Origin of the sequence: Mycobacterium sp. 141 (genome assembly GCF_000382405.1) — a bacterium.
In the GTDB taxonomy this organism is placed as follows: domain Bacteria; phylum Actinomycetota; class Actinomycetes; order Mycobacteriales; family Mycobacteriaceae; genus Mycobacterium.
In genome coordinates this window covers 1-20,023 of record NZ_KB908273.1, presented here as the reverse complement: position 1 = coordinate 20,023, position 20,023 = coordinate 1, and the positions used below count along the sequence as shown (strand labels likewise).

Genomic DNA, 20,023 nt, shown 5'->3' with positions numbered 1-20,023 from the left:
TGTCGTGGCCACAGCTCCGAGGGGGTATGCGCGTGGACGCGGTGCTCGGCGTCTCGATGACAGCGGCCAGCGTCGGTCTGGTCCTGGTCAAGGGGCGAAACGGCGACGGCGCCACCCTCGCGCACGACACGATCGACCTGCGGGCCTATGACGAGAGTGACGTTTGCGACGAGGTTGTTTCCGCCGTCGCGCACCTGGGTCAGACGGCGGCCCGGAGCGGCCACACCTTGCGTTCGGTCGGCGTCACGTGGAGTGACTACGCCGAGCGCGAGGCTGCTGAGGTCGTGAACTCGCTCTCAGAGTCCGGCTTCGGAAGAACGGGGCCGATCCGACTGCCGCAGGCCACTGAAGCGCTGGCACGCGGGATCGCCGATGCCGTCGGGTTCGACACCACGGTCATCTGTGTCATCGAGCCCGAAATGGTCGTCGCGCTGACCGTACGGCCCGGCGCCGGCCCGGTCCGCAGCACGGTCAATCATCTCGTCGACAGCCACGAGACGCTGTCCGGCTGGCTGCATCAGGTTTTCGCCGCGGCCGATGAGCGTCCGGATGCGCTTGTGGTCGTCGGCTCTGCCGGAGATCTGAGCGCTGTTATGCCGAAGCTGGAACGGGCACTTGGGGTTCCGGTGTTCACGCCGGCTGAGGCCAAACTCGCGCTGGCCCGTGGTGCGGCTCTGGTCGCGGCGCGGCGCGGCCGGTTCATGTTTGATGACGAGACGCCTGAGCGCCGAAAGCGTTGGACCTCAGCCACATTGGCTCCGATAGCGATGCTGGCCGGCGGTGTGGTGACATTCGTCGTGTCGATCTCTCTGGCCGTCAGCATGCAGCTGATACCGCACCGGCAACCCGCTACGACGGGGGTTCCACCCGCGCCGTCCGCACAGCTCGTGGAGCCCGCATCTGTCGATCCACCCGCGCAACAACCACCGACACCGGAATCAGCTGTCGAGCCCGGTGCCGATCAGTCCCCGGCCGCGGTGCCGGCGTCCGAGGAAGTGCCGGCAGCAGCACCTGTCGCGCCGCCCCCGGCGGAGGTCCCGTCGGATCAGCCCGCCGGGGAGATTCCGGACCAGGCCGGGATGTCGGCTGGCGATCAACCGCCTGACTTGGCACCGGTTCTTACGCCGTAACGCTCAGCGCCGGCTGTCGGCAATTACCGATTCGGTTTCGCCAGCCGGTGCTGCAGCGCGACCCGATGTTGCTGGTCGCGCGTAACGACAGGGTGGTTTGCGGTTAGGTGAAACGTTTGTGCGCCGCGCACCGATGCAGTAACTGTGAATCGCTGCCTCCGTGAATCCCATGTGCCGCTTACCGGCCTCGGCCTGCGTATACTGCGGGTGGCCGCGCGAACGAACTACACTGCAGTAATGCTGAACGCCTCGTCGCCCGGTCCTCGAACCGCGCTGGGATCGGTCCGAAAAGTGTTTGCGGTGATCGGTATCGCCATGCTTGCCACCGCCGCGTCGGTTAATGTCGCGGAGGCTGCCGTCAGCACCCCGAACCCGGTGGCCAGTGTCGAGCCGTCGGCGGGCTCTGTCGTGGGGGTGGCCTACCCGATCACGGTGACGTTCAGCCAGCCGATCATCGACCGAGGTGCGGCCGAGCACGGCTTGCGGGTGTCGACCTCTGCGGCGCGCACCCCGACCGGGAAGTTCACCTGGTTGAGCGATGACGTCATGCGGTGGACCCCGGATCAGTTCTACCCGGGCCACTCCACCGTCTCGGTTGTCGCGGAGGGCTTCAAGACCACTTTCGAGACCGGTGCCACCGTGCTCGGTGTGGCCGATATCAGCGCTCACACCTTCACCGTCAGCATCGACGGCGAGGTTGCGCGCACCATGCCCGCGTCGATGGGCAAGCCCAAGCATCCGACCCCGGTCGGCTCCTTCACCGCATTGTCGAAAGAGAAGACGGTCGTGATGGATTCGCGGACCATCGGGATCCCACTGAGTGACCCGGAGGGCTACAAGTTAACCGTCAACGACGCGGTCCGAGTGACCTGGGGCGGGGTGTACGTGCATTCGGCACCGTGGTCGGTGGCACAGCAGGGCAATTCGAACGTCAGCCACGGCTGCATCAACCTGAGCCCGGACAACGCGGCGTGGTATTTCAACACCGTCAGCATCGGTGATCCGATCATCATCAACGCCTGACGGCCACTTCGCGACGTAGCCTGCCGTAGGTTCTCAGCGACGCCTTGTAGCAGCGGAGCGGTTCCGGCGTTGGGCTGCAACAGATTCCAGGACCGACGCCAGCCGCGGCACCACGGCCCAGCTGGAACCCCACGGCTCGCAACCAATGGCGCGCGCCGACCCGTGGGGTCCGCTTACGCCAAGGCTAGGAACAGCTTTTCTAGTTCGGCCTCGGTCAACGGATTTCGAGATTGGTCGTCGCCAGTGATGCAGTTCCGCAACCCGGTGGCCACAATCTTGAACCCGGCGCGATCGAGCGCGCGGCTGACCGCAGCGAGTTGCGTGACGACGTCCTTGCAGTCTCGGCCCTGTTCGATCATGGAAATCACTCCGGCAAGCTGCCCCTGGGCCCGCCTCAACCTGTTGAGAACGGCAGTCATCGATTCTTCGTCACCGGCCACGTTCACATCCTTCTTCCCGATCAGTGCGGTCGCACCGCCGCCGAGTGTAGCGAATGTACGGGTGGGGGTATTCCCTCAGTGGCCACGGTAGGGTTCAGGCGCGTCGACTCCGGATCGCCGACTCGACATCGGATTCAGGAAGCTGCTTGGTGCAGAAGAACCAGTCCTCGCATTCGACGCCGTCGTCATGACCGTCCATGCGGTCTTTGGCGGTGCCGCACGACCCGGCGGTTGGCACGATCACGGGATCGCCCGGACGCCAGTCCGCGGGTGTCGCGACGTCGAAGTGGTCAGCGGTTTGTAGTGCCTTCACCACGCGAAGCAGCTCATCGAAGTTGCGGCCCAAGGACAATGGGTAGTAGATGACGGTTCGGACAATGCCCTTGGGGTCGATGACGAACACGGCCCGCACCGCTTTCGTCGAGTCTTCTCCCGGCATGATCATGCCGTACTTGCGTGCGATGTCCATCGAGATGTCCTCGATGAGCGGGAAGGTGACTTCGACCCCGCTCATATCCTTGAACGTGATCTTGTCCTTGATGGTGCGCAACCAGGCGATGTGGCTGTAGAGCCCGTCGACCGACAATCCGACCAGTGCCGTGTTGTAGGCCGCGAATTTGTTTTGCATGGAGGCAAACGTCATGAACTCGCTGGTGCAAACCGGCGTGAAGTCGGCGGGGTGCGAGAACAAAATGACCCATTGACCGGCGTAGTCGGCTGGGAAGTTGATATCGCCCTGTGTGGTTGCGGCGGTGAACGAGGGGGCGGGGTCCCCGATTCTCGGCATGGTGCCGACTGTGGCCGCCGGCGTCTCAATGGTGTTGGTCATAGTGGTCCTGTGTTTGTGTGTTGGTTCGTGAAAGGCATTGTTGCTAAACAAGATCCTTGAGCATCGGCTGTCATTACATCAACGGCAGCCGCATTCTTCAAATCATACCTCCTGGGGTATGTCGCTTTAGTATAGGTGCGGTGGTTGTCAGGCGCACAGGGTCTTTGGTCACCAGGCTCGGCAGCCAGCGCCAGGCATCGTTGCGAACCGACATACCCAAAGGGGTATATTCCCTCGCGCCCGAGGGGTTTATCTCTTTTTCTTGAACGGGTTCCACCGCGATTGCTTCGGCGTGCCGTCGGAGTGTCCGCTACACCACTGCGCGGCGGGCACACCACGCCGGACGGCCTCGACATGCATACCGCATCCCGCCCAGGTGGTCTTTCCGCATTCGCGGCATTGAACTGCACGGCACATGTTGTTTCCCTTCGTTTTTGGTTGGCTGTCGGGTTTCTGGTTGATCAGGCGAGGCTCAAGAACAGCTTTTCCAACTCGGCGACAGTGAGTTCGTCCTCTCCGGTGAGTGCCCACCGTCGTGTTCATCGCCCATCTCTCCGTGAGCCTACTTAATACTATACCCCCTATGGTATATATGGCACATGCCTCACGTTCCGCCCTCCGATCCTGCACCGGGTTCCGCACCCTCATCTGGGCCGGATCCCGCGCCGCGGACATCGCCCACGCAGCCCGACGGCGCCGGTGCGCCCCACCGTGCTGCCCGGAGCCGGTCGCCGCTCGGCGTGCTCAAGCAGTACTGGGTTGTGCTCGTCGTTGCCATCGCCGTGGTCGCGGCTGTCGCAGTGGTTGGTCGGCTGCGGACGTTCTTCGACTCTGATCAGCCGCTGGCTCCCGATGCCGGTCGGGCCGATCTGATCGTGCCGTTCAACACCAAGAGCGTGACCTATGAAGTCATCGGGCCGCTCGACACCACCGGCCAGGTCAGCTACCTGGATGCCACAGGCAAGACGCTGCAGGCGAGCTTTACCGGCCTGCCATGGTCGGTCACCGTCACCACCACCGACCCCGGCGTGCTGGCCAACGTCGTCGCCCAGGGTGACGCTGATGTCCTCGGCTGTCGCATCCTCGTCAACGGTTCGGTCGTCATCGAACAGCAGGCGCACGCACACGGCGCGCAGGTCTTCTGCTTGGACAAGGCCGCATGAGCGCGTCTACCGCACGCCCTGCTGTGCCCCGTCTGCTGCGCGCTGCCGCGGTGCCCATCATCGTGGCCTGGGTGGTGCTGACCGCGGGGCTGAATCTGCTTCTGCCCCAGGTGGAGGTCGTCGGCAAGCACAACGCGGTGTCGATGTCGCCGCAGGATGCGCCGTCAGTCATCGCCGCGAAGAAGATCGGCGAGAAGTTCCGGGAGTCGACCTCCGACAGCATTGCGATGGTGGTCCTCGTGGGAGACGAGAAGCTCGGCGACTCCGCCCACCAGTACTACGACACGCTGATTGCCAAGTTCCAACAGGATACTGGGCACGTCGAGCACGTCCACGATTTCTGGGGTGACCTGATCACCGCCGCCGGCGTGCAGAGCAGCGACGGCAAAGCCGCCTACGTGCAACTCAACCTCGCCGGCGACCAGGGCAGCACCAAGGGCAACGAGTCGGTCGAGGCCGTCCGTGACATCATCGCTGACACCCCACCGCCGGCCGGCGTGCACACCTACGTCACCGGGCCGGCGCCGTTGACCACAGACTCGTTGGAGACCGGCGACAAGAGCATGGTCAAGATGACCGTGACCACCATGGTGGTCATCACCATCATGCTGTTGGTCGTCTACCGGTCAGTGCGCACGGTGTTGATCATCCTGGCAATCGTCGGAATCGAAATGGGTTCCGCGCGTGGGACGGTCGCACTGCTCGGGCACTTCCGGATCATCGATTTCTCCACCTTCTCGGTGCCGCTGCTCACGGCGCTGGCCATTGCGGCCGGTACCGACTACGCGATCTTCCTGATCGGCCGATATCAGGAGGCCCGCCAGCGCAGCGAAGATCGCGAGTCCGCGTACTACACCGCCTTCCACGGTGTCGCACACGTGATCCTGGGTTCGGGGTTGACGATCGCGGGCGCAATGCTGTGCCTGCGGTTGACCAGGCTCGCCTACTTCCGGTCGTTGTCGTATCCATCGGCGGTCGCGCTCGTCGTCGTGGTGGCGGCGTCGCTCACGGTGGCGCCTGCCGTTCTCGTGGTCGCCACCCGCCATGGATTGCTCGATCCCAAGCGCAAGATGAAAACCAAAGGGTGGCGGCGTATCGGTACCGCAGCGGTGCGCTGGCCCAAGCCCATCCTGGCGGCCGCGACGGCCGTCACGCTGCTGGGCATCCTGGCCATGCTCGGATACAAGACCAGCTACGACGACCGGCGTTATCTGCCCGACGACGTGCCGGCCAACGTGGGCTACACCGCAGCCGAAAAGCACTTCAGTGCGGCGCGACTCAACCCCGACATCATGATGGTCGAATCCGACCACGATATGCGCAACCCCACGGACATGATCGTGTTAGACCGGATCGCCAAGGCGCTCTTTCGTATTCGAGGGATCGCGATGGTGCAGAGCATCACACGGCCATTGGGTTCGCCCATCGCCCACAGTTCCATCCCGTACCAGGTGAGCATGTCCTCAGTGCCGATCACCCAGAACCTGCAATTCCTCAAGGCACGTGTCGGTGACATCGGCGATATGTCAGACGATCTCGGCGCGATGATCACGTCGATGACCGCACTGCAGACGTTGATGCAGGGGTTCGCCGACTCGATGCAAGGCACTGTCGATGCTGCCGACCGCATGGCGGGCTCGGCACACCGCGGCGTCACGGACATGAACACGATGAAAGCCACCCTGGACGAGATGCGGGATCACATCGCCGATTTCGATGACACGATGCGTCCGCTGCGCAACTACTTCTACTGGGAACAGAACTGCTTCAACATCCCGGCCTGCTGGGGGATCCGCTCGGCATTCGACGCCCTCGACGGTGTCGACACCTTCAGCGACGATATGGCAACACTGCAGAAGGACATGGACGCCATGGTCAGCGGGATGGACGGCATGGTCGGCGGGATGAAACAGACCAACATGCTGATCCCGCGGATGGTCGCCGAGTTCCGGCCGATCATCGCCACCGCCACCGGTATGCGCAACACGCTGCAGGTCATCCAAAGCAGCTTCACCGGCCTCATCGACCAGATGCAGCAGATGACCGACACCGCAACGGCAATGGGCGACGCCTTCGACGCCTCCAAGAGCGACGACTACTTCTACCTCCCGCCGGAGGTTTTTGCCAATCCCGACTTCCAGAAAGGACTTAAGCTGTTCCTCTCGCCGGACGGTAAGGCGGCGCGCCTGATCATCACCCATGACGTCGACCCCGCCACCGAGGCGGGCATCTCCACCGTCGACGAGGAGGTGGTAGCCGCCCATGAAGCCGTAAAAGGCACCGCGCTGGCCGACGCCAAGCTCTACCTGACGGGCACTGCGGCGACCTACCGTGACATCCAGGCCGGCGCCAAGTACGACACGATGATTGCCGCCTTTGCCGCTATCACGCTGATCTTCCTGGTCATGGTCATCATCACGCGCGCATTCGTGGCGTCGCTGGTGATCGTCGGCACCATCGTGTTGTCGCTGGGCGCCGCATTCGGGCTGTCGGTGCTGGTGTGGGAACGCATCGTCGGCATCGAGTTGAACTGGATCGTGCTCGCCTTCGCGGTGATCATCCTGCTCGCGGTGGGCAGCGACTACAACCTGCTGCTGGTCTCACGATTCAAAGAGGAGATCGGCGCCGGAATCAACACCGGCATCATCCGCTCCATGGGCAGCACCGGCAGTGTCGTCACCGCCGCCGGGCTGGTATTCGCCTTCACGATGGGCTCCATGGTGTCCGGCGATCTGCTCAACGTCGGCCAGGGTGGAACCACAATAGGCATCGGCCTGCTCGTGGACACGCTCATCGTACGGTCACTGATGACCCCAGCGATCGCCGCGTTGCTCGGACCGTGGTTCTGGTGGCCGCTGAGAGTACGCCAGAGGCCGGCGGCCGATACCGCACGGCGCGCTGTGGCAACCACGGGAGCGGCTCCGAGCCCCGCCACATAAGGCCGCCATGTACGTATTCCGTGCATTCGACGATGCGTATCGAGCGCCTGGCGCAATTTCGCTGTGCCGGTGGGGCCGCCCGCGGATCCGCCAGACCTGCCGTGCCTAGATTCCTGCGGTGTCACAGCCACGACGGTCTCGGGGATTCGTCTCGCCGGGACTATTGGCCCTCGGCCGTGAGGCGATGGCCTCTAGGGCCTGGTCGCGGTTGGGCGGATCGTGAGGGCTACCTGATCGGGGTTGTTTGGCCGGCGGGGGAGGGAAGGGAGCGGTGCGATGTGCGGCTGGGGTGGTCACGGATGGATGAGGACCCGACAACTGCCCGGGCGACGGCCGAGTGGTCCTGACGGACGCGTCGATGAATCCGGCAGCACCGTCGCCGGGCACTACGTGGCCGGCACGTCCGCCGCCCTCGACGTCACTGCACCCCAAATAGACGAAACGAAAAATGCTGTGGCCCATGGTTACCCAACGTGAAATGTCTGATCCTGATCCGGCGGTGAGTCCTGTCGGGTTGACGTCGGCTCAGGCGGACGCATTGTTGGCCGAGTGCGGCCCGAACACGGTGCCCGAGCAACGGCCAGGCGTGCTGTTGCGGTTGGCGGGTGGATTGTGGGCGCCGGTGCCGTGGATGCTTGAGGCCACGATCGTGTTGGAGTTGGTGCTGGGCAAGTGGCTGGACGCGGCGATCGTGGGTGCGGTGCTGGCGTTCAATGCTGGTTTGGGATTTGCGCAGCAGCAGCGGGCCGCAGCGGCGCTGGAATTGCTGCGTCACCGATTGGCGGTTAATGCCCGGGTCTGTCGTGATGGCGCCTGGCAGCTGGTCCCGGCGGCCGGGCTGGTCAACGGGGACGTGGTGCATGTGCGTGTCGGCGATCTGGCACCGGCCGATATTCAGGTCAGCTCGGGTGATGTGCTGGTCGATCAGTCCACCCTGACAGGCGAGTCAGTGCCGGTCGATCGTGGTCTCACTGACACGGTGTTTGCCGGCTCGATTATCGCGCGCGGGGAGGCAACCGCGGTGGTGACCGCGACGGGTGCGCGCACCTATTTCGGCCGCACCGCGCAACTGGTGGGCGGCGCCGAGGCGAACGATCACCTGGCCGGCGTGGTGCTGCGCATGGTGAGGGTGTTCATCGCCGTTGACGTGGCGCTGGCGATCGCCGGCACGATTTATCTGGTCGCCGGCGCAGCAAGCACAGTGGACATCGTGTCGTTTGCCGTGGTGCTCCTGTTGGCCTCGGTGCCTGTGGCGTTGCCGGCAGCGTTCGCGTTGGCTGGGGCGCTGGGGGCGCGGCATCTGGCGGGGCGGGGGATCTTGACTGCGCGGCTGGCCAGTGTGGCCGATGCCGCCGAGATGGATCTGCTGTGTGTCGACAAGACCGGCACTATCACCTACAACCAGCTGGCCGTTGCCGCCGTCGCCGCCCGGCCTGGCACCTCCGAGTGCGACGTGCTGCGCCTGGCCGCAGGCGCCTCCGATGAGGCCACCCAGGATCCCATCGACTTGGCTATCCTGCGTGCCGCTGCGGCGGGTGATGTCGGGAACAACGTCCGGATCGGGTTCGTCCCCTTCGATCCAGCCACCAAACGCTCCGAAGCTACCCTGCGCACTGGTTCGCAGACAGTGCAGGTCGCCAAGGGTGCGCCCCGGGTCATCGCCGAACTCGCCGGTCAAGCAATAGACCCGCAGGTCGAGCAGCTCGCCGCGGCCGGCGCACGGGTCCTGGCGGTGGCGGTCAGCGACGACGGGAATTCCTGGCATCAGGTTGGGCTGATCGCCTTGGCCGATCCACCGCGCCCGGATGCGGCCAGCCTGATCCAGCAGCTGGCTGAGCTCGGGGTCAGGGTCGTGATGGTCAGCGGGGACAGCGCGGCCACGGCTACGGCCGTGGCCGCCCAGGTGGGTATCGCGGGGCCGACGCTGCGGGCCGATGCGCTAAGCGATGCCAGCATCGACGCGCTCGGTGTAGGGGTGATCGCCGAGGTTCTGCCCGAGGACAAGTACCGACTCGTCAAGCGACTGCAGGACGCCGGCCACACTGTCGGCATGACCGGCGACGGGGTGAACGACGCGCCGGCCCTGCGGCAAGCCGACGTGGGCATCGCGGTGGCCGGCGCCACCGATGTCGCCAAATCCGCTGCGGGGATCGTGCTCACCCGTGAGGGACTCATCGACATCATCGGCCTGGTGACGGAGAGTCGCCGCATCCACCAGCGCTCTCTGACCTACGCCCTCAACGTCAGCGTGAAGAAGCTGGAGGTGCCGCTGCTGTTGACCTTCGGTGTGTTCGCCTGGCAGCAGTTCGTGTTCACGCCGCTGCTGATGGCGTTGCTGCTGCTCGGCAACGACGTCGTCAGCTTGGCCATCACCACCGATCGCGCCGACTACGCGCGGCGCCCGGACCACTGGAATGTCCGCCACATCATCACCGGTGCATGTGTGATTGCCGCCCCGCTACTGGCCGCCTCAATTGGACTGCTGTGGTCGACCCGTAACCTCTGGCCCCACCTGGATCTGGGCCAGTTGCGCAGCTTGATCTTCTTCACACTCATCACCAGCAGCCAGGCCACCATCTACCTCGTGCGCACCCGCGAACATCTCTGGACCAGCCGCCCCAGCACCTGGCTGCTGGGCGCCACCGCAATCAATCTTGCCGTCGCGCTCACCCTGGCACTCACCGGCACTCTCATGTCGCCGCTGGCACCAGTTGTGGCCGCTATCGTGATGTTGGCACTCACCGCCGCAGCACTGCTGGCCGACTACCTCAAGATTCCCACTTTCAAAGCCCTTGGGTTGCACCGTCTCTGGCGCCAGCCTCGACCGGCAGAACGTACGGTATTGAGCTAGCCGACACCATATACCCGCCGGGGTATAATGGGTGAAACGAAACTGATCGTCCAAAGTAAGGAAGACCATGGCACTGGCGTTATCGACAACGTTGCGGACATCGTTCGACGATGCGGTTGCCCGCACCCGCGAAGCGTTGGCGGAACAGGGTTTTGGAGTTCTGACCGAAATCGACATGCGGGCGACTTTGAAGTCCAAGCTCGGCGAGGAAATCGAGGACTATCTGATCTTGGGTGCGTGTAACCCATCATTGGCATTCCGCGCGCTCGGCGCCGACCGCCGTATCGGGCAGCTGCTGCCGTGCAACGTCGTCATCCGCAGTGACGTCCAGGACGCCGGTGCGGTGCGGGTTGAGGCGATGGATCCTCAACTCATGGTCGAGCTTGCCGGCGAACCCAGTCTTCAGCCTGTCGCCGACGAGGCGGCGGCCAGACTTCGGGCCGCGGTAGACAAATTGACAGCAACCACCGGCACGTCCCGCTGACGGCCCCGCGTTACCGCGGCAAGCTCAGCTGACAATCACGATAACCGGGCCAGCGGGATCGGTGAAGCCGAATCCGGCGGGAGATTCAAGGTCGGCATCATGGCCTGTTGACTCCTCGCAACGACGTTGTGTAGTGCTGCCGCTCCTGTTGATACCCCAGGTGGGGCGGTGTGCAGCGGGTGATCGAAAATCGAGAGTCCTCAGTTTTGTAATGTGTTCCGATTCGGCTGGTGTAACGAATGACTGGCACCGCCGATGTACTCAGCGCTACCATCAGCCCCTGGAGTAACAGCGAGAGGCCACCGATGACTGTCGACATCCGAAAGCTTGCGTCCGCGGCTGCGTGCTGCGTGTCGGCCCCCGTCGTCGCGCTGATGATCGCGGCGGCGGCATCAGCCGACCCGGGCGTGCCGGTACCGCCCCCGGACCCCGGCGCCGTGCCGGCGCCGCAGGCGGCCGATCCGGCGGCCCCGACACCGCAGGCGGCCGATCCGGCGGCCCCGACACAGCTGGCGGCGCCGCCCTCGGGCACCCCGCATCTGGCCAGTCCGGACGCGCTGCCGCCGGGGTCGACGATGGATCCCAGCGCGGAGGACACGGACCGTCCCAATGTGAGCTATCTCAAGGATCTGTGGCACGCGGTCCAGAACAACGAGATCAGCGGTAAGCAGGCGCTGCTGCTCGGTCTCGCGCAGCGCAATATGAACACCCCGATCCCGGATCAGGCACCCGGCCCAAACGTTCCGCTCTCTCCGGGCGAGCCGGCGCCGCAGGGCGCACCGGGGCCGAACACCATGGCGCCCGCAAGCCCCGTCCTGCCCGGCGCGCCTGCGCCGGCGGCACCGGCGAACCCGTTTGCTCCGCCACCACCAGCCAACCCGCTGCCCCCGCCGCCGGCTGATCCGGCTCCGCCGCTGCCCTGATCGTCGCTTGCGGGATTCAGTCCGCAGAGGTCCGATCTATTGAGGATTGGCCCGATCGTGGCTCGGCTTGGTCTACTTGTTTCCATGGGTCGCATATTGTCGCCGCCCGAATCGCTTGCCGAAATCGGCGAAGGTTCAGGTGGTGCGAGAGTGGGGGCATTCTTCGATCTCGACGGGACGCTGGTCGACGGGTTCACCGCCAGCGCTCACGCCGGGCACCGGATCCGCAATCGACAGGCCGCGCTCGGCGAGATCCTGGGGATCATCGAAGCTTCGGTGCGTTACCGACTGGGCCGGATGCCATTCGAGAGGCTCCTCGTGCGGGCCACCGGCTATCTACGGGGCGAGTCGCTGCGAGAGCTTGACGAGTTGGGGGAGCAGCTGTTCACCCGGCGCATCCTCGAACGGGTCTACCCGCACATGCGCGAGGTGGTCCGGCGCCACCAGGAGCGTGGTCACACCGTAGTGATGAGTTCGTCGGCGCTGACCATCCATGCCGAGCCCGTCGCGCGTCACCTCGGCATCGACCATGTGCTGTGCAACCATTTCGAAACCGACGCCGACGGACTGCTGACCGGCAACGTGGTCCTGCCGATCGTGTGGGGCGCCCGTAAAGCCGATGCAGTGCAGCGGTTTTGCGAAGACAAAGCCGTCGAGCTGCGCAGCAGTTACTTCTATGCCGACGGTGGCGAAGACGGCGCGCTGATGAGGCTGGTGGGTCGGCCCCGGCCGGTGAACCCCAGGCCGGGTCTCGCCGCGGTGGCAGCCGAACATGGCTGGCCGGTGCTGACCGTGGAGCGGGCCGGCAGATCGGTCGACCGCCGATGAAAGATACCGTCGCGCAGCGGAATTCATCGACGAAGTCCGGGCGCTATGGGAGCCTGGGATGACGATGCGGTGCTGGCCGACAAGACCGCCGAGGCGTTCACCAGATCGGGGTGCGCCATCGACCACCGCGGCGCCTGTTTTCAGTGTCGATGGGCCGCTGACGCTGCCGCGTGCAGCCGTACCAAGTCGCTGATGGCCCCGGGTGTCGCCCATGGCGCGCAGTCCAACTTGGCCAACGACGTCCCACACAAGCTCTGAGGGTGCACCGGCCGCGCGGCCGGGCGTCCGTCACGGCAGAATGACCGGGCGGCCGCCCGCCGCATCGGTCCCGAGGAGCCACCCATTTCCAGCCCGAAACGTCGCGTCGGCCCGCTCATCGCGGGTGTCGTCGTCACGCTGCTGCTGCTGTCGGTGTGTGTCACCGACCTGCCCGTGTTCGCCCGGCCGGAACCACCATCGGGTCGTATCGAGCTGTCGGCCGGCTGGCAGCTGACCTCTGCGCGGGACGTCAAGGCCGGGGGAGCCGAGATCTCGACGGGCGCATTCCGTGGGGACAGCTGGCACCAGGTGGAGCACATGCCCGCCACGGTGCTGCAGGCACTGGAGGACGACGGCACCTACCCGAACCTCTACTACGGCGAGAACCTGGCCAACGTCCCCGACGACCTGTACCGCCAGGACTGGTGGTACCGGACCACGTTCACCGCACCGGCAGGCAGCTCCAGCTACCGCATCGAGTTCCCCGGCATCAACTACCGCGCCGAAGTGTGGCTCAACGGCAGGCAGATCGCAGGCAGCTCCGAGGTGGTCGGCATGTACACCGCCCACGAGCTCGACGTCACGCCATGGCTCAACCAGGGCGGTCAGAACACCCTGGCCGTCAAGGTCACCCCCGAGCGGGCCCTGCAGGACATCAACGGCGTCGAACTCGCCGACAGCTGGTGGGACTGGATCAACTGGAACCGGATCGGCTACCAGGGCCCGGGCAAGAACCCGCTGCGCGGCAATTCCTTTGTCGCCGACCGCAACGCGGGCATCTTCAAACCGGTGTACCTGAGCTTCTCGGGAACCGGTGTGGTCAGCGACCCGATGGTGACCACCGAGTTGCCGCTGCCGTCGACCGACACGGCCCGGCTCACCGTCTACAGCGATGTCCGCAACACATCGTCGACCACGCTGCGCGGGGTGGTGCACGCCACGATCAGCCGGTCCGGCAAGCCGGATATCACCCTCGAACAGCCGGTCACCCTCGGCGCGGGGGAGCGTCGTGAGGTGAAGTTCGATCCGGACTCCTACGCCGCGCTGACGGTGCACAACCCGGATCTGTGGTGGCCGTACACCATGGGCGATCCCAATCTGTACAACCTGCACCTGGAGTTCCGGCAGTATGGTCGGGCCACCGACACCGACGACTCGCGGTTCGGTATCCGGACCATCGCCCAGCATCGCGACGACGACGAGCAGTACCCGGACCTGGGCCGTGGCGGCAGCTTCTATCTCACGGTCAACGGCAAGGATCTGCTGGTCCGCGGTGCCGCCTATACCCCCGACCTGCTGTTTCGGTACGACCCGCAGCGCGAGGACGCCATCCTGGGCTACGTCCGCGACATGGGCCTGAACATGCTGCGGCTGGAGGGAAAGTTCCCCGGCGACAACATCATCGAGCGGGCTGACGAGCTGGGCATCCCGCTGATGTACGGCTGGATGTGCTGCAACCAGTGGGAGAAATGGTCGCAGTGGGACGCCGAGGACCATCGCGTCGCCAACGAGAGCCTGCGCTCGCAGCTGCTGACCCTGCGCGGTCACCCGTCGGCGTTCATCTGGGCCAACGGCAGCGACGGCAAACCGCCGCAGTCGGTTCTGGACGCCTACCACGGCATCCTGGCCCAGCTGCACTGGCCGGACGCCGTCGTCGACACGGTGTCGTCACTGGCCCGCGACGGCGACGGTCAGCCCGACTGGGACGGCATCCACATGGCGGGCCCGTACACCTGGCGCCCACCCAGCTACTGGTTCAGCGGCGGGTATCAGGCCACCCGCGGGTCGAACGCCGAGCAGGGTGACAACGAGAACATCCCACCGTTCGCGAGCCTGCGGAAATTCATTCCGCCGGACAAACTGTGGCCGATCAACGACGCCTGGTACTTCCATGCCGGCGCCAACCCCAGCAACAACGCGCTGGAGAGCATCCGCACCGCGGTGATGCGGCGATACGGATCCTCGCCCAACGCAGAGGAATTCGCGCGCAAGGCACAGTTGGCGCACTACGAGTCCACCCGGGCTCAGTTCGAGGCGTTCGCGGCCATGGGCTGGGCGAACCACAAGATGACGATCTACTGGATGCTCAACAACCACTGGCCGTCGTTCTTCGGGCATCTCTTCGACTACTACCTGCGGCCCGGCGGTGCCTACTTCGGCGCCAAGAAGGGGCTGCGCCCGCTGTCGGTGGTGTTCGACTCGTTCGCCACCGGTGACCACAACACGGCCAACGTCACGGTGGTCAACCAGACGCCGTCCGAGCAGCACGGCCTGCACGTGCGGGTGCGCACCTACGACCTGGCGGGACGGGTGCGGGACGACCGAACCACGGACACCATCTCGGTGCCGTCCGGCGGGGCCGTGCGGGCACTGGTGCTGCCGCACGTGGTCCGCGACTCGCGGGTGTTCTTCGTTCGGTGCGAACTGCTCGATGCTTCGGGGGACGTCGTCACCGAGAACACCTACTGGCAGTCGCAACAGCGCGACGACGTCGGCAACCCGATGAACGACCAGGCCTTCGACCTCGCCCAGACCAGCTGGGCCGACATGACCCCGCTCAACACGATGCCGCCGGCATCCCTGCAGGTCAGCGCCTCGCGTTCGGTCGGCCCCGACCGTACCGTGGTGGCGATCCGCCTACACAATCCCACCCACCAGATCGCGTTCTTCGACCGAGCCGAGATCACCGAGACCCACGACGGTGACGAGATCCTGCCCATCGAGTACTCCGACAATTACGTCACGGTCTACCCGGGTGAGACGGTGGTGCTGACCGGCACCGTCACCGGCACGGAACCGCAGGCCAACTGGGTGCGGGTCACCGGTTACAACTCCGCACCCGTGACCGTGCCGATCGACCAGTCCAGCCGCCGATAGGATCACCTGATGACGACGACCGATGAGCGCCGCGATCTGTCCCAGGTGGCCGAGTCCAGCGGCTGGTCGCGCCGTGATGTCGACCGCGTGGACGTCTATCAGCGCGGCAACGATCGGATCCGGGTGATCTGGCGAGGATCGAACGCGATCAGCGGCGCCAGCCGGTTCCAGGACGACATCATGGTCACCTACACGCGCGACCTGCCGACGGTGAACAACTGGCTCAAGCGCTGACCGCCGAAGGCGACAATCGGTCGCGGCGAGGCAGTGCGGGTTCCGACCTGAACACGTCTGCGTAGTGTGCTTCGGTGTGAGCACACGCGCAGGCATCGTGGTGACCGGAACCGAAGTTCTCACCGGACGCGTTCAGGACCGCAACGGGCCGTGGATTGCCGACCGGCTGCTCGAACTGGGTGTCGAGCTCGCCCACATCACGATCTGTGGTGACCGTCCCCAGGACATTGCCGCACAACTGCGGTTTCTGGCCACAGAGGGAGTGGACCTGATCGTCACCAGCGGCGGGTTGGGCCCCACCGCCGACGACCTGACGGTGGCGACCGTCGCCGAATTCTGTGGTCGCGAGCTGGTGCTGGACACCGAGGTCGAGGAGCGGATCGCGGCGATCTTGCGTCGGCTCATGGCGGGGCGCGGCGTCTTCTCGGAGGTCGACTTCGAGGCGGTGCGGGCAGCCAACCGCAAGCAGGCCCTGGTTCCCGCCGGCGCGGAGGTCCTCGAACCGGTCGGCACCGCACCTGGCGTCGTGGTTCCCGGAACACCGACCGTCATAGTGCTGCCCGGTCCGCCCCGCGAACTGCAGCCGATGTGGTCTGCGGCCATCGCGACCGCGGCTGCGCAGCAGGCGATCGCGCAGCGCACCGTCTACCGCCAGGACATGCTGCGCATGTTCGGGCTCGCCGAGTCCGGCCTGGCCGAAACCCTGCGGGAGGCCGAGCGTGACATCGTCGGGTTCGCCGACCTGGAAATCACCACGTGTCTGCGCCGAGGCGAGCTGGAGATCGTCACCCGTTACGAGCCGGCGGCGGCCGACACGTACGCCCAACTGGTCAAGACGCTGCGGGACCGCCACGCCAACACACTGTTCTCCGAGGACGGCTCCACGGTCGACGAGCAGGTCGCCGCGCTGCTGGCAGGTCGGCGCGTCGCAACTGCGGAATCGTGCACCGCGGGCCTGCTGGCGGCGCGGCTGACCGAGCGGGCCGGCGCATCGGCCTATGTCGCCGGAGGGGTCGTCGCCTACGCCAACGAGGCCAAAACCCAACTGCTGCAGGTCGATCACGAGCTGCTTGCCGAGCATGGTGCGGTCTCGGAGCCGGTGGCCGTCGCGATGGCTGCCGGGGCACTGCGCAGCTTCGAGGCCGACACCGCGGTGGCGATCACCGGCATCGCCGGTCCGGGCGGTGGTGGCGCGGACAAGCCCGTCGGCACGGTGTGCTTCGCCGTACAGCTCGCGGGTGGTGAGGCCGTCACCCGCACACTCCGGTTGCCGGGCGACCGCACCGATGTCCGGGAACGTTCCACCACTGTGGCGATGCACATGTTGCGGCGGGCGTTGCAAGGTTCCAGCGTCGGGTGACTGCGGCCGAATCCGGTCACCTCGTCACGGTGTGCTCAGCACGGCCCGGATCGCCGCGGCCGACCGGTCGACGTCGTCATCGGTGGTCGCCCAGTTCGAGAAGGACACGCGTAACACGTACCGACCCTGCCACGTGGTCCCACCGAGCCAGCAGGTGCCGTCGGCCTGGATCGCCGCCACCGCGCGCCGGTTGGCTTCATCGCCACCGGGGAGCCGAACCAAAACTTGGTTGAGCACTACGTCGTTGAGTATCTCGGCCCCGGGGATTTCGGCGAGCAGTGCCGCCATCCGCCGGGCCTGCGCGCAGTTACGTTCCACGAGTTCGGCCACTCCGGCCCGGCCGAGGGAGCGCAGCGCCGCGTAGACGGGGACAGCACGGGCGCGCCGCGAACTTTCGGGCACATAGTTCGTGTTGTCCCGCTGGCCGGCGTCGGCGACAAGGTAGGGACCCGCCAGCCCGGTCGCGGCCAGGTGCGCTTGCTGGTCGGCGACAATCGCCATGGCACTGTCGTAGGGCACATTGAGCCACTTGTGGGCGTCGACGGCCCACGAATCCGCCCGGCCGACGCCCGCGGTGAGGTGCCTGTTCGACGGGGAGGCCGCGGCCCACAGCCCGAAGGCCCCGTCGACGTGCAGCCATGCGTCGTGGGCTGCGCACACATCGGCGATAGCGTCGAGATCGTCGAAGGCGCCGGTCGATACGTTGCCGGCTTGCGCGCATACGATCGCCGGTCCGGTACCGCGACTGAGGGTTTCGTCGAGGGCATCCGGCTGCATCCGGCCCTGGCCGTCCGCGCGTACCCGGGCGGCCGTGCCCTCGCCGAGCCCGAGGAGTCTCAAGGCGGTGTGGATGGTCACATGGGCCTGCTCGCCGCACAGTACCCGGACCTGCGGTGCCCCGATCAATCCGTCGCGACCGACATCCCAGCCGGCTCGGGCGAGGACCGTATGACGGGCGGCGGCCAGGCCGGTGGTGTTGGCGGCCTGTGCACCTGTGACGAATCCAACGCCGGCATCGGGCGGTAACCCCAGCAGGTCCAAAACCCACCCGCCAGCCACTTCTTCGATCGCGGCCGCGGCCGGGGACAGCGAGTGGAACGCTGCGCACTGGTCCCATGCCGATACCAACCAGTCGGCTGCCAGTGCAGCCGGCAGGGCACCTCCGACGACGAAGCCGAAGTGCCGGGGTCCGGCGCTGGCGACCAACCCGGCCTCGGTGCCGGCGGCCAGTGCGTCAATGACGGCAATGGGGTCTTCACCGTGTTCGGGCAGTGGCCCACCGAGTGCGGAGCGCACGCTCGACGCGTCGACTCGTGCCGCCACCGGGCGCTCGTCGAGCCCTGTCAAGAATGTTTCGGCGTGGGCAACGGCGGTTCGCAATGCGGCTGTACGAGCGAGTGACGGGATCGACATGGCCCGACCATACGGTTTCGGCGTCCGGGCCGGCGGATTCCAGAGGTACGAGATCGCGGCTCTCCTGGCGGTGAGATTTCGAAGCTGCGCCTCAAGCCGGCACCACGACCGTCAACTCGTCGCCGTCGCGTTCGACGTGCATGTGAGCGCGACGGGCGACGGCGGCCACCGCGGCGGCGTCGTTCGGTTCGGATCGGGAGCCGGCCAGCGTCCGCGCCAGCCGACCTTTGTGGGCCTTGTTGAAATGACTGACCACGCTTCGGTGTCCGTCGGCGTGTTGGGCGAGGACCTGGACGCGGACCGCTCCGGGTATACGGCCCAGCGCGGCGTAGGAGCCCGAGCGTAGGTCGACGATCAGATGTTGGTCGGACAGTTCGGCGAGCACCGGCTCCAGGATCGGACGCCAGCGGGTGCTCAGCCCTGGTTGTCCCGGCAGCTTCGAGGTTGCCGACAGGCGATAGGCGGGCACCTGGTCATCGGCGCGCAGCAAGCCGAACAGCGCCGATCCGACGGCAAGCCGGGCCCGCGCACGCTCAGCCGCTGCGCCGCGTAGCGAGCCGATGTCGAGCGCGTCGTACAGCACGCCGGTGTAACGGTGCATCGCCGGCAACGTTGGGGCCGAGCAGAGTTCGGCATTGCGCTCGATCTCCGCATCCTGCTTGGTCGAGAGCCCGAGGGCCTTGCGGCAGGCCGGAATGTCGGCGGAAAGTCCGATCAATTGGTTGAGCAGCTCCTCACGCAGCGGCGTGAGGGCCGTGGAGCTGAGCTGGTCCAGTCGCAGCGGCGGGCCGTCTCCGCCGGTGCGCTTGGTCTCCGACGGAGGCAGGAGCACGATCACACGGCGACGTTAGCCGAGCGATCGCCCACCGGAAGCGGCCGAATCACGCCAGCGCGTCCTGTGTTTCTTTGGATACCGGTTCAGGCCATGGCGCGGGAACAGGTCGCTGGCGCACTTTCTGTGGCCACCAGAACCATTTTCCGAGTAGGGCTGCGATCGATGGGGTCATGAAGGAGCGGATGACGAGGGTGTCGAAGAGTAGGCCGAGGCCGATGGTGGTGCCGACTTGGCCGATGACGGCGAGTTCGCTGAAGGCCATGGACATCATGGTGAAGGCGAAGACCAGGCCTGCGGAGGTGACTACTGAGCCGGTGCCGCCCATGGCGCGGATGATGCCGGTGTTGAGGCCGGCGTGGATTTCTTCTTTGAATCGGGAGACCAGCAGCAGGTTGTAGTCGGCGCCGACGGCCAGCAGGATGATGACCGACATGGC

At 65.9% G+C, this 20,023-nt stretch carries 17 protein-coding genes; 12 read left to right on the top strand and 5 right to left on the bottom strand.

What is annotated here, in order from left to right; translation table 11 throughout:
* The first annotated feature begins 26 nt into the window (after positions 1–26).
* Complete coding sequence (locus tag H276_RS23310; RefSeq protein WP_019972925.1) at positions 27–1,130, top strand: hypothetical protein; 1,104 nt, start codon at positions 27–29, stop codon at positions 1,128–1,130.
* A gap of 237 nt (positions 1,131–1,367) precedes the next feature.
* Positions 1,368–2,153 carry a L,D-transpeptidase family protein gene (locus H276_RS0119285; protein WP_019972924.1) on the top strand — a complete coding sequence of 262 codons (786 nt, stop codon included), beginning with the start codon at positions 1,368–1,370 and terminating at the stop codon, positions 2,151–2,153.
* A gap of 173 nt (positions 2,154–2,326) precedes the next feature.
* Here the strand turns inward: H276_RS0119285 and H276_RS0119280 are convergent, their stop codons facing one another.
* Positions 2,327–2,593, bottom strand: coding sequence for a metal-sensitive transcriptional regulator (locus tag H276_RS0119280; RefSeq protein WP_026357194.1), 267 nt, complete (start codon positions 2,591–2,593; stop codon positions 2,327–2,329).
* Positions 2,594–2,687: 94 nt separating this feature from the next.
* A complete protein-coding gene (locus tag H276_RS0119275; RefSeq protein ID WP_019972922.1) occupies positions 2,688–3,422 on the bottom strand; it encodes a peroxiredoxin in 735 nt (244 codons plus the stop codon).
* Between the two features lie 599 nt (positions 3,423–4,021).
* Here H276_RS0119275 and H276_RS0119265 point away from each other — a divergent pair.
* The 10 genes from H276_RS0119265 to H276_RS0119220 all read left to right on the top strand — a co-directional run bounded on the left by H276_RS0119265 (position 4,022) and on the right by H276_RS0119220 (position 17,339).
* Positions 4,022–4,585, top strand: a complete 564-nt coding sequence (locus H276_RS0119265) for an MmpS family transport accessory protein (protein WP_081625513.1) — start codon at positions 4,022–4,024, stop codon at positions 4,583–4,585.
* A complete protein-coding gene (locus H276_RS23305) occupies positions 4,582–7,524 on the top strand; it encodes an RND family transporter (protein ID WP_051111482.1) in 2,943 nt (980 codons plus the stop codon). Before H276_RS0119265 ends, H276_RS23305 begins: the two co-directional genes overlap by 4 nt.
* A 478-nt stretch (positions 7,525–8,002) precedes the next feature.
* On the top strand, positions 8,003–10,375 hold the full coding sequence (locus tag H276_RS0119255; protein WP_019972919.1) for a plasma-membrane proton-efflux P-type ATPase: 2,373 nt from the start codon (positions 8,003–8,005) through the stop codon (positions 10,373–10,375).
* Between the two features lie 67 nt (positions 10,376–10,442).
* The gene (locus tag H276_RS0119250) at positions 10,443–10,859 is read left to right on the top strand and encodes a DUF302 domain-containing protein (protein ID WP_019972918.1); all 417 of its coding nucleotides are present in this window, start codon (positions 10,443–10,445) and stop codon (positions 10,857–10,859) included.
* A 305-nt stretch (positions 10,860–11,164) separates the two neighbouring features.
* Complete coding sequence (locus H276_RS0119245; RefSeq protein ID WP_231376717.1) at positions 11,165–11,782, top strand: hypothetical protein; 618 nt, start codon at positions 11,165–11,167, stop codon at positions 11,780–11,782.
* Between the two features lie 84 nt (positions 11,783–11,866).
* Positions 11,867–12,610: an HAD family phosphatase gene (locus H276_RS0119240; RefSeq protein WP_019972916.1), complete on the top strand. Its 744-nt coding sequence runs from the start codon at positions 11,867–11,869 to the stop codon at positions 12,608–12,610.
* 45 nt (positions 12,611–12,655) lie between these two features.
* Complete coding sequence (locus tag H276_RS25395) at positions 12,656–12,868, top strand: hypothetical protein (protein WP_019972915.1); 213 nt, start codon at positions 12,656–12,658, stop codon at positions 12,866–12,868.
* Between the two features lie 153 nt (positions 12,869–13,021).
* Complete coding sequence (locus H276_RS0119230; RefSeq protein ID WP_019972914.1) at positions 13,022–15,745, top strand: glycosyl hydrolase 2 galactose-binding domain-containing protein; 2,724 nt, start codon at positions 13,022–13,024, stop codon at positions 15,743–15,745.
* 9 nt (positions 15,746–15,754) lie between these two features.
* On the top strand, positions 15,755–15,979 hold the full coding sequence (locus H276_RS0119225) for a hypothetical protein (protein WP_019972913.1): 225 nt from the start codon (positions 15,755–15,757) through the stop codon (positions 15,977–15,979).
* A gap of 76 nt (positions 15,980–16,055) precedes the next feature.
* Positions 16,056–17,339 (top strand): competence/damage-inducible protein A, encoded by a 1,284-nt coding sequence (locus H276_RS0119220; RefSeq protein ID WP_026357191.1) that lies wholly within the window; start codon positions 16,056–16,058, stop codon positions 17,337–17,339.
* 24 nt (positions 17,340–17,363) lie between these two features.
* Here H276_RS0119220 and H276_RS0119215 read toward each other — a convergent pair whose 3' ends face one another.
* The 3 genes from H276_RS0119215 to H276_RS23300 form a co-directional block, all read right to left on the bottom strand.
* On the bottom strand, positions 17,364–18,752 hold the full coding sequence (locus tag H276_RS0119215) for a pyridoxal-dependent decarboxylase (protein ID WP_019972911.1): 1,389 nt from the start codon (positions 18,750–18,752) through the stop codon (positions 17,364–17,366).
* Between the two features lie 91 nt (positions 18,753–18,843).
* Positions 18,844–19,590: a peroxide stress protein YaaA gene (gene yaaA, locus H276_RS0119210; RefSeq protein ID WP_019972910.1), complete on the bottom strand. Its 747-nt coding sequence runs from the start codon at positions 19,588–19,590 to the stop codon at positions 18,844–18,846.
* A 43-nt stretch (positions 19,591–19,633) separates the two neighbouring features.
* Positions 19,634–20,023 (bottom strand): MMPL family transporter (locus H276_RS23300; protein WP_036461383.1); only part of this gene is annotated, 390 nt, incomplete at its 5' end.

Excerpts from the sequence above, each read along its gene's own strand:
- H276_RS23310 (WP_019972925.1), top strand. The coding sequence starts at position 27 with ATGCGCGTGGACGCGGTGCTCGGCGTCTCGATGACAGCGGCCAGCGTC.
- H276_RS0119285 (WP_019972924.1), top strand. The coding sequence starts at position 1,368 with ATGCTGAACGCCTCGTCGCCCGGTCCTCGAACCGCGCTGGGATCGGTC.
- H276_RS0119275 (WP_019972922.1), bottom strand. The coding sequence starts at position 3,422 with ATGACCAACACCATTGAGACGCCGGCGGCCACAGTCGGCACCATGCCG.
- H276_RS0119265 (WP_081625513.1), top strand. The coding sequence starts at position 4,022 with ATGCCTCACGTTCCGCCCTCCGATCCTGCACCGGGTTCCGCACCCTCA.
- H276_RS23305 (WP_051111482.1), top strand. The coding sequence starts at position 4,582 with ATGAGCGCGTCTACCGCACGCCCTGCTGTGCCCCGTCTGCTGCGCGCT.
- H276_RS0119255 (WP_019972919.1), top strand. The coding sequence starts at position 8,003 with ATGTCTGATCCTGATCCGGCGGTGAGTCCTGTCGGGTTGACGTCGGCT.
- H276_RS0119250 (WP_019972918.1), top strand. The coding sequence starts at position 10,443 with ATGGCACTGGCGTTATCGACAACGTTGCGGACATCGTTCGACGATGCG.
- H276_RS0119245 (WP_231376717.1), top strand. The coding sequence starts at position 11,165 with ATGACTGTCGACATCCGAAAGCTTGCGTCCGCGGCTGCGTGCTGCGTG.
- H276_RS0119240 (WP_019972916.1), top strand. The coding sequence starts at position 11,867 with ATGGGTCGCATATTGTCGCCGCCCGAATCGCTTGCCGAAATCGGCGAA.
- H276_RS25395 (WP_019972915.1), top strand. The coding sequence starts at position 12,656 with ATGGGAGCCTGGGATGACGATGCGGTGCTGGCCGACAAGACCGCCGAG.
- H276_RS0119225 (WP_019972913.1), top strand. The coding sequence starts at position 15,755 with ATGACGACGACCGATGAGCGCCGCGATCTGTCCCAGGTGGCCGAGTCC.
- H276_RS0119215 (WP_019972911.1), bottom strand. The coding sequence starts at position 18,752 with ATGTCGATCCCGTCACTCGCTCGTACAGCCGCATTGCGAACCGCCGTT.